The organism is Leptospira paudalimensis, from assembly GCF_026151345.1.
Lineage (GTDB): Bacteria > Spirochaetota > Leptospiria > Leptospirales > Leptospiraceae > Leptospira_A > Leptospira_A paudalimensis.
Genome location: NZ_JAMQPR010000003.1, coordinates 65,706 through 75,338 on the forward strand (window position 1 = coordinate 65,706; position 9,633 = coordinate 75,338).

At 33.8% G+C, this 9,633-nt stretch carries 6 protein-coding genes; all 6 read right to left on the bottom strand.

Features of this window, described 5'->3' with window-relative positions; translation table 11 throughout:
- Position 1: 1 nt before the first annotated feature.
- The 6 genes from ND855_RS18570 to ND855_RS18595 all read right to left on the bottom strand — a co-directional run bounded on the left by ND855_RS18570 (position 2) and on the right by ND855_RS18595 (position 9,445).
- On the bottom strand, positions 2 to 3,076 hold the full coding sequence (locus tag ND855_RS18570; RefSeq protein WP_265359702.1) for an efflux RND transporter permease subunit: 3,075 nt from the start codon (positions 3,074 to 3,076) through the stop codon (positions 2 to 4).
- Positions 3,076 to 4,578: an efflux RND transporter periplasmic adaptor subunit gene (locus tag ND855_RS18575; protein WP_265359703.1), complete on the bottom strand. Its 1,503-nt coding sequence runs from the start codon at positions 4,576 to 4,578 to the stop codon at positions 3,076 to 3,078. The genes ND855_RS18570 and ND855_RS18575 overlap by 1 nt, the downstream gene beginning before the upstream one ends.
- A gap of 47 nt (positions 4,579 to 4,625) precedes the next feature.
- Positions 4,626 to 5,252, bottom strand: a complete 627-nt coding sequence (locus ND855_RS18580) for a hypothetical protein (protein WP_265359704.1) — start codon at positions 5,250 to 5,252, stop codon at positions 4,626 to 4,628.
- Complete coding sequence (locus ND855_RS18585; RefSeq protein ID WP_265359705.1) at positions 5,249 to 7,012, bottom strand: Ig-like domain-containing protein; 1,764 nt, start codon at positions 7,010 to 7,012, stop codon at positions 5,249 to 5,251. Before ND855_RS18585 ends, ND855_RS18580 begins: the two co-directional genes overlap by 4 nt.
- A gap of 3 nt (positions 7,013 to 7,015) precedes the next feature.
- Entirely contained in the window at positions 7,016 to 8,647 is a 1,632-nt protein-coding gene (locus ND855_RS18590) for a TolC family protein (RefSeq protein WP_265359706.1), read from the bottom strand.
- A 243-nt stretch (positions 8,648 to 8,890) separates the two neighbouring features.
- Complete coding sequence (locus ND855_RS18595; RefSeq protein WP_265359707.1) at positions 8,891 to 9,445, bottom strand: helix-turn-helix domain-containing protein; 555 nt, start codon at positions 9,443 to 9,445, stop codon at positions 8,891 to 8,893.
- Positions 9,446 to 9,633: the final 188 nt, after the last annotated feature.

Genomic DNA, 9,633 nt, shown 5'->3' on the forward strand with positions numbered 1-9,633 from the left:
TTTACCTTACTTTTTGATGCTGAAAATAGACAATGGAAGGAATCACAAAAAGAGATAATATAACGGATGTCAGTAATCCACTAATTACAACTACCCCTAATGGTGCCTGAAATTCTGAGCCCTTACCTAATGTAAACACTATTGGTAACATTCCAAGAATTGTAGTTGTATTATTCATAATTATCGGGCGAATTACAACTTGTGTCGCTTGAAAAAGTGCTGCTTCGGGATCATTAAACTGTTTCAAAAACAAATGAAAGTATTCATAGAATAACGAAGCATTATCAACAACAACCCCCATCAGAAGAATAAACCCCATAAATGAACTTACATTTAATGATTTCGAAGACATGAATAAAGCAGGGAAAGTGCCGATAAAAATCAGCGGAATTGAAATCAGAATAATTAAAGACGATCGATAAGATTCAAATTGTCCAGCAAGCAACATAAATATGAGTAATAAAGCCAGAAAAAAAGATAAAGTTACATCTTTTAGTGACTCATCTAACTTTGCTTTCTCTCCTGCTGCTTCAATTTTTATCTCCTCACTTCTAGGAAAAGCATCAATTGTAGATTGAATTTCTCGCTTAAGATTCTTGTAGATTGGATTTATGCCTACTGTTATAGCATTTACCCTTAAATTTCCATTACGATGAATTGATGTCAAATTATCACTCTTCGAAAAAGTTAAGAACTGATTTAAGCTGATATTTTCTCCATATGGAGTTTGAATTCTAAGGCGACCTAACTTTTCTTCGCTATTAACATTTGCTTTTTGCATCCCAATCCGCAATGGTATAGCGAGATCTTTGTTATCCATTTTCGAAACAGCAATTCCTTTTAATGCAATCTTTACAAAACTACTTACATTTGTATAGGAGAGACCATATTTTGCCATTTTTAATTGATCAAACTCTAGATTATACTCGATACCTTTTTCTTCTAATCCTGATCGAACCCATTCGACACCTGGCAATTTTTCAAGTTTCTTTGTTAAAGCTTTTGCACTTGAATCCATTAGCTCAATATCTTCACCTAAAATTTGATACTCAATCACTTCCTTCTTTTCTGCAAGAATGTCACCAAGTATGTTTTCTTTTGTTTTGAAATCGACTTGAATTTCATTTGAAATAGAAATCTTCGATTTCAAATCATTTACAATTTCAATAGTTGACCGAACTCTATTATCAACAAGCAAAACTCGTAGTTCTGCCTCATTTGAATTTGTAATTGCATTCGGGTTAGATTTTAAATTCTCTTCCTCGCCCCCTACATTTGATAAATAAGATTTTACTGTTGGATCTGCTTTAATTATGGATTCTACATATTTTACATATTCATCAAGTGCCTCAAGGCCTGTTCCCTGCGGCATTTTTATGTGTATGATTATTTCTCCTGTATCTATTCTAGGAATAAACTCTTTTTCGATATATGGTAACAAAGACAAACTGAATGCAAACAAGCTAAGAAGAAGTAATAAATAATATTTTGGCGCTTCTAAAACTTTTCTCAATCCTTTATGATAAATTTTTGTGATTTTATCTTCATCGTAAAATGAAAATTTTGAAATAAAATTTGAATCAAATTTCCGTTTGCGATAAAGTAAACTTGCCAACAAGGGGATAAATGTTAATGCAATAATTAAACTAAAGCTTAATGTTATAACAATTGCAAACGCCATTTCCCGAAAAATTATGCCTAGTGTACTCTTAATAAATGCAATTGGCAAAAAGACAATTATAGTTGTAGATGTTGCTGATACTACAGAACCGACTACCTCTTCCGTACCTTCAATGATTGAATCCACTAAGTTTTTCCCAAGTGACAGATTTCTCTCAATTGCAGATATGACAACATTGCTTGAATCAAACAACATTCCAACACCAAGAGCTAAACCACCAAGACTCATCATATTGAATCCTATCCCCATTTCGTAGAAAACTAAGAAACTCGGTAAAAGAGTAACAGGAATCGCTAAGAGCAAAAGAGTGGGGCTTTGAAAATTTTTCAGAATTAATAAGAGCGAAACGTAAGCAAGTATTGCACCAATGATCAAATTTGCGTAAAGTCCATTTATTGATTCAACGATAAAAATAGATTCATCAAAACTGATTACCGCATTAATTTCGTTTTTAAAAAGATCATTCACATTGTTTGTAACATTTTTAACTTCATTAGCAAGTGAGACTGTATTCTTACCTGGTTCCTTATAAAGATATAATATTACTGACTCATTTCCATTATATCTTGCAATGCCAGTTCTTTCTTTATATCGTTCATAGATACTGGAAAAATCCGAAAGCTTCACTCCTCTTCCGGTATCGGCTCCTCTTACCACCAAATTTTCTAAATCAAAACTTGTTTTAAATTCACCAATAGCTCTTACGGGAAGATCTTTTTTTCCAAATGGTAATTGACCTGCAGGATAATTTTTATTGTTAGAAGATATAAGTTGACTCAATTCAATAGGTTGAACCTGATATGAATTTAAGCGACTAGGATCAATTTCTATTAAGATTTCCTTTTCGAATCCTCCAACAACTTGTACTAAAGCGATTCCATCTATTCTTTCATAATAAAGTTTAATTTTATCCTCAATCCATTGTCTCAATTTTTTTGGATCACCTAGCGCTCTAGAAGATAAAACTATTTCCATAAACGCTGAACTACTTGGATCAAATCTTGTTATTATCGATTTGCTTGAATCATATGGCAATTGGTCCCGAATTAGATCTAATTTTTCCCGAGCTTCAAGTAATGCAAAATTCATGTCTGTACCATTTTTAAAACGTAAATGTACAAAACTATATCCTTCTTTCGAAATTGATTCTACCTTCTCCACTCCTTGAATAGTTCCAACTACTTGAGAGATAGGTTTAGAGATTAGATTTTCAATTTCACCAGGAGATGAATTTGGATATGAAGTTATAATTGTTAATTTAGGAAATTCAATATTTGGAAGGAGGCTTAATGGTATTTCTCTAAGCGAAAGTAAACCAAATAAACATAGTCCACTGAAAAACATCAAGCTAGCAACTTGACGACGCAATAGGACTGAAAGTATGAATTTAAACATTAAATACTAGGTTTCACAAGTATGCCATCAAAAAGTCTATTAATCGGGCTTGATATAATTATATCTCCTGATTCGAGACCTTTCGTAACTATCACTCTTTCATCTCGCTTTTCACCAATGACAACATTCTTTTTGAAAGCTCGTTTATTTTTCATGACGAATACACTTCCATCTGTTCCATCAATTGAAACTAATGTAGAAATAGGAATTAAAATCGCTTTTGAATCACTACCAATGATAACTTCGGACCTTACAAAAATACCTGGCCTTAAATCTGTTATATTTCCTGCTACCTCTACTTTGACATCTGCAGTGTGAGTTTTTTGGTCAACTAATGGACTAATTCTTTTTATAATACCTTTGAATTTTAAATCTGGAAAAGAATCTGCTGTTATATTAGCTCTTAACCCAACCTTAATTTTTCCTAAGTCACCTTCATTAACAGAAAATGCAACATATACTCCATCATTAGATATAATTGTCATGATTGGTGCTCCACCCCCACTACCGGCATTTATAAGTTCACCTTTATTTCTGCTTATTTTAGCGATAATTCCATCTATAGGTGATGTAAGCTGTGTTTCTTTTAGTAACATTTGTGTAGAAGTAAGGTTAACCTCATTTGACTTCAAGTTTTTAGCAGCGACTTCCATTTCTGATTTCTCAATTTTCGTATTAATATTTTTAATCAGTTCAATTTTAGATTTTTTATCCTCTGGTACTTTAAAGCCGGCCGCTTTTATATCTTCATCTCTAATTCCTACGAGCGCCATTTCAAGCTCACGACGTGAGTTATTTAGATTTACTTCTCTCGAACTAAGCTCTAATTTAATATTTTCCAATTCCTCATTGCTAATAACTTTTTCTTCAAACAAAATTTCTTTTTTACGCGCTATATCTTGAAATCTTTCGAATTCAGAAAGTGCTTTATAATAAAGACCTAATCTCTTGTCTGCTTCCCCCAACTTTATTTCAACATTCCTCCTAGCATTTTCATATTTATCTTTTGAAAGTTGATAAAGTGCTTTTGAAGAATCCAAAGCTGCTTGTTGCTTTGCTATATCCAACTCAAAGGATAAACCTTCTATTTTTGCAATTTTTTGACCTTTTTTAACTTTATCCCCTTCTTTTACATTGAATTCTTCTATTCGGCCGCTGACCTTAGAAAATATTTCCACTTTTTCAATTGGTTCAACTATGGCTGCGAAAGTTAATATAGGTGTTATAGTTTCTTCTTCAATTGCTATACTCTTTACAGATATAATATTCCCTTCTTCTCCAAAAGAATTTTCCTTATTTTGGTTTTTATAATTTGAATACAGCTCGTTGGCAGATAAATACTTCGAATAAAAAATCCGGTTTAAAAAAGGAAGTTTACTTCGAAGTTCAGACCATGTTAAATTTGAATAGATAATTGAAATCCCAAGATATACTAGGGAGCTTACAACTATTTTGGAAAAGAAGGGAATTTTCGAAAGAGTGCCAATTTTTTCTTTTAACATGCAATATTTGAAAAAGTAAGTTTTATATTAATTAACATTAAAGCTTATTATTTTTTAGAAGAAGTAATTTTTTGAAATTCAAATGCCATTTTTGAAACCACTTCTTTCATTTGTTCGGACTCATATAACATTTTATTATCGAAAGTAGATCGAACCATTCCAATTAAACTTCCATCTGGACTGTATACATGTAAGAAAATATAATTATAGTCTTTTCTTTCCAAAGTTAAATCATTGTTCTGAATTGATATAGTGCCCTGCAGAAACAAATCAAAGCTTTCTTTTTCGGATACTTCTTTAATTTCGTTTCTAACTAAATGTTTTTCAATAACCGAATTTTGATTCCAAAATTCTCCAGCCGCATTTCTCAGATTTAATGGCAGTTTACTATTTTCTATCTTCACTTCCTTTGCTAAATCGTTAAAATTATAAAAATTAATAACAAAGCCTTTCTGTATTAATTCAAAAACCAACAAATCTTGAAAGTCTTTTGCGATTGATTTAGGAATTCTTACATCCCTGATTGTCATAGCTCCAAACATTAATTTCTTTTGAGGAGATTCTGATACCAATGTCGATTTAACTTGATACTTATCTATTTTACAGTTAAACGAAATAAGAATGAGAAAAATAATGAAGTACGAAGCTATGCGATTAAGTCTTAAAACTTTCATTTCGCCTCCATACTAAAATTAAAAGTTGATTTAATTGGAATTCCATTAACATCCTTTGCCGATGTGTCTACGGTTAACATATAAAAAGGGAAACCCGCTGGGTTCGTATTTGATTGTAGTAGGTTGAAATCTCCGGATGTCGAAACATTTCCGAAAGATGATGTACCATTACATGAAGCTTCAAGTTCTGCAAATACCACTGTTAATACCCGACATCCAAATGGATAGACTGCCTGGCAATCAGACCATGACCAAGTGGACAATTGCACAAATGTACTAGGAGGAGATTGTCTGCGTAATTTAACTGCATTAATAGTTGCATTTAAATCCATATAATTCGAAAAGATTAACCTAAAATTATCTGTATTCACATCTAAACAAGAGGCAGAGTTACTTAAATTTGGACCCGTTCCGGTTCCGCTATCTCCTCCTCTAAATCTATATGAAGTAGGCGATAATACTGGCAGACTACTATCCCAATAACAAGAACCTAACAACCAATCCCCGCCCGTTGCATTTCCAACACCTGGATATGTTGCAGGACATGTTTGAGATTCGACCCCAATAGCCTGAACAAAAGGAGCATCAGTAAGCGCACCTCCAGCAACAAAACTATATACCAATGATCCAGCTACAAAAATGCCATCTTGAGCTTTTGCACCGCTTCCTAAAGTTATTGTATATCTCGTACCAAAATTGAACTTAGCATCGGGTGTAAATGTAAGAGTCAAACTATCAACTGACCATGAAAAATTTCCTGTAAATGATGGCGAAAAACTTATGTTTGATTGAGTTTGAATTTGATCCATCGGTCGTGAAAATGTGAATACTATAGGAGTTACAGTTGGGTTACCCAAACAAGCATTTGAAACGCTAGTTACCAGCAAATCAACCAATGCACCAGTTCCAGCAAGACAATTTGATAAGGTATCTGCATTTAAAGATAAATTCGCGATTGTTGGCAATAAGTTAGAAGTTCCGACAAAAAAGCTTCCCGACACAGGTACTTGCATTCGGATTCCTTGAGTATCTTGAGCAGTGGTGGAAACTGCAATATTGATTCTAGCTTGGGATGCAAATGGCCTGTCTGGAATTATCGTTAATGTAGTATCAGATTGCCAAACAAAACTCGCAGAAATTGATGGGGAAAAAGAAATTGCACCAGTAGTTGTTGCTCTGTCCATCGGCCTTGTAAAATTCAATGTCAAGGAGTTAGAATTTGGGGCACCCATACATGCAGTAGTTATGGTATTAGAAAGAATATTCAATTGTGGCGCATTGCCGGCGTCACATTCCGCAATCGTTCCTGCGGAAATTAGAATATTTGATATTTCCGGAAAACTTCCTGCTGTAGTTGCTTCGCCTACCGTAAAGCTAGCTGAAAACAATTCCTTTAAATCATTTCCGTCTTTTGATTCGCAATTTTTCGTTAAAGTATATGTATACGTTCCATAATTCCATTGTGAACTAGGAATGAACGTGAGAGCAAAATCGCTTAGCTCATAAAAACCTTGAGTTGGTGGAGAAATTGAAAAACTCTGAACACAACTATTTATGTTCATTGGTTTACTAAATAGCACTGCAATTTTTTGAGTTCTAGGCAATCCTTTATCACCCATAGAAGGAACTGCGGAGATAATCTTCGGAGCATTGTCATCTCCCAAAAAGGTGAACAAACTACTGGCTCCAGGTTTCCCATTTTTACAATGATTTACGATAAAAAATAACAATAGAACAAATATGGGTCCTAGTCTTTTCATAAATTACTCTTCAAGAAAAAATTGATATTCTTTCCCTTTTTTCCCTTTATTTGATTTTTTATTTTTTTTACTCTCTTCCGTTTCTGAGTCATTTTCTCTGGAATCTATTTCCGAAGTACCATCAAGTAATCTTAGAATTGAATTTCCGCAATTTCGTTTAATTTCAAAAAATCGAACTTCTTGCATAGGTTTACCTATAGCAAAACTATACTCAGCACCTGACTCCAAATAATTAGATAATGCATTTGTGATCTCTTCTACAGCCTTTATCATTTCAAATTCAGCTGATACAAGTTCAGTTTCTTTCGCAAATCCTTGAGAATAATTATTTTGTACATTTTTCCATAACTCATAAAATAAATAAAACTTTGAGTTTGAAACAGAGAGTGCTGACCAACTTTCTTTAAACTTTTCCTTTGATTTGAATGCTTCAGCTTGTATATTTATTTTTATCAACTTATTAGTTCTAATTGCGTCTGATAGTCCTATCTTGCCTTCATAAATTTTTCTAGTATATGAAAGATCATCGAAAAGATTAAACGTACTGCTATTATAAGCATTCTCTCCTCGACCTACGAACTGAGGGCCGAAGCCAGGAATTCTTTGAATTCCTGTGCCATCAGTTTGAACTCCATAATTTGCTGAGGATTGGTTAGTTGTGCTGCCTAACTGTGTTTGAACAGAAAAATTGAATCCATATACTTCATTTTTTACAGGTAGCACACCGTTCACATTTTCACCGTAATAGCCACCAACAGAAAGCTTAGGCTTCCAGCCATTTTCTGCAATTTCTTTCCTGGTTTTCAGATTCTCGATTGTTAATTTCGATTTTTTGATTTCTGGTTTATTTTCTAATGCAAATGATTCTTCATCAGATTCAAATACAGGTGAATAAAATACATAATCTTTTAATAATGAATCTTTTAGTATAATTGGGACCTCAATAGGTAAATTAATCTGTTTTTTTAATTCAATTTCATTTAAAGTTCGCAATGATTTTGATTTCAAAACACCTAATTCGAGTTCCTTTATTTTTGCATTCAATTCTACTTCTTGGATTCTTGTTGCAAAGCCTTGTTTGTTTTCTTTCGCAAGATCAGCCAATTGCCTCAAAGATCTTTCGTATGCTTTTTCTGCGACGTACCATTTTATATCACTTGCGAGTAATTTGATATATGCCTTTCTAATCTCCAAAGTAATTTTTTCACGAGCAATTTTCCAATCTTCCTGATTTAATAATTCTTGCAGCTTTGCTGATTCAATCTCAAGTGCATTTTCACCACCATCGTAAATTAATTGATTTAGTTGCAACCGGATATCATTATATTGACTATCTGGCTGGTTTACATTTGTATTTCTGAGCCCAAAGTAACTTATTCCCAACCTAGGTAAGTAATTTCTCCATTTCTCGGTGGCTACCATTTTAAAGACCTGCCTTCGGTCTTTTAAACTAGCAAGTATTACGCTATTCGAGATTCCAATAATCTCAGCCTCTTCCATATTTATTACGAGAGGATCTTGGTCCAAATTATGTTGTGCATTCAGTAAAAACGAGACAAACAAAGTAAAAAGGATAAAATGAATCCCATGCTTTTTTTCGAACAATCGAATAGTATGCGTTAAAATATCAATCATCCCGTTTTTTTTTGTTATACTAAATATCGACACACTCCCATTTTTTGGCCATTTTTTTTACTATTCGTATATGATGAAATTCAAGAAATTCAATCTTTGAACGTGGTTAACAGTTTTCTTCTCAATTTTTGATTTTTGTAATAAATAGGAGGATATTTCCAATTTTACTGTCTTAATCAATGACTTATTTCTGTAACTTTACGATAAACTCACCATATTATCGATTATCACCACTTCCCCAACCTAACTCCCAAACATCGGCCGAAGTCGCACTGTATAGTTTTCCCAAAAGATACGATCCTGTTTAGCCAAACTCTCTGGTCCACTAGCCGATTGGATCCGGATACGAGTGGTCGGTGCCAGTTGATTCGTCCATTGCAGAAATTCTTTCCAAACATCCAAAGGACTCTTTGTACTTATGTTATGTACTTTTGTTGTACTAGGTACAAAAGGAACCGCTGAAACTTCCGAATCTGCCTTGGATTTTTGAATGGGAGCACTCGGTTTCTCTTCCACTACCGCTTGGGAAATAATTCCTAGGCTGTAAGATAATTCTCGCCTCCTTCCGTCGAAGGAAAGTTGCGAAATATAATTTCTCTTTTTTAGTTTGGAAATCATTCGAGAAATGGTGTCTGGTTGTTTCCCAAGCAGTTTGGCAAAATATGCATTGGAAGCAAAACACCCTTTCGCCAATGTTAACGATCGAATTTCCGAAAGTAGATACTTTTCAGAAACACTCAAATCCTCAAGGCATTCAATTTCCCTGGGAATCCAAATTCCTGTTCGGTTAGTTTTCATTTTAGGTTCCTTCTTCCAAATGAACACTGACTCCGGCTACGAGCATCTGGTCGTTTTTATGCCAACGCATTCAAAGAATGCATAGCTCCCCTACTCTACTGGACTTCGGTTTTTTCAAGTGAAGACAAACCTTCGGTCAAAGTAAATTTACAGAGAGTGGAAAGTTCTTTCGAACGTTCCGACGGAAT

Excerpts from the sequence above, each read along its gene's own strand:
- ND855_RS18590 (WP_265359706.1), bottom strand. The coding sequence starts at position 8,647 with ATGATTGATATTTTAACGCATACTATTCGATTGTTCGAAAAAAAGCAT.
- ND855_RS18580 (WP_265359704.1), bottom strand. The coding sequence starts at position 5,252 with ATGAAAGTTTTAAGACTTAATCGCATAGCTTCGTACTTCATTATTTTT.
- ND855_RS18585 (WP_265359705.1), bottom strand. The coding sequence starts at position 7,012 with ATGAAAAGACTAGGACCCATATTTGTTCTATTGTTATTTTTTATCGTA.
- ND855_RS18575 (WP_265359703.1), bottom strand. The coding sequence starts at position 4,578 with ATGTTAAAAGAAAAAATTGGCACTCTTTCGAAAATTCCCTTCTTTTCC.
- ND855_RS18570 (WP_265359702.1), bottom strand. The coding sequence starts at position 3,076 with ATGTTTAAATTCATACTTTCAGTCCTATTGCGTCGTCAAGTTGCTAGC.
- ND855_RS18595 (WP_265359707.1), bottom strand. The coding sequence starts at position 9,445 with ATGAAAACTAACCGAACAGGAATTTGGATTCCCAGGGAAATTGAATGC.